The following is a 206-nucleotide window of genomic DNA, read 5'->3' as shown; positions in this document are numbered from 1 at the left end:
GCCGTGCTGTCCGCCGACATCGCCAACCTCACCGAGACCAATGCCGCCGTCGACATTTCCACCGCCGGCACCCTGACCATCAGCGACGTCGACAGCGCCGCAACCTTCGTCGCGCAAACCAACACCGCCGGCAGCTACGGCCAGTTCTCCATCGGCACCGACGGTGCCTGGACCTACGTCGCCACTTCCGCCCACGACGAGTTCGC

At 67.0% G+C, this 206-nt stretch carries 1 protein-coding gene; it reads left to right on the top strand.

Annotated features, from left to right (window positions below):
* A partial coding sequence (locus VC35_RS29655; RefSeq protein ID WP_185754848.1) for a VCBS domain-containing protein occupies positions 1 to 206 on the top strand: 206 nt, incomplete at both ends.

The organism is Pseudomonas fluorescens, from assembly GCF_000967965.1.
Lineage (GTDB): Bacteria > Pseudomonadota > Gammaproteobacteria > Pseudomonadales > Pseudomonadaceae > Aquipseudomonas > Aquipseudomonas grandcourensis.
The sequence above is the reverse complement of the archived record's forward strand: the minus strand, read 5'-3'. Positions and strand labels throughout refer to the sequence as shown.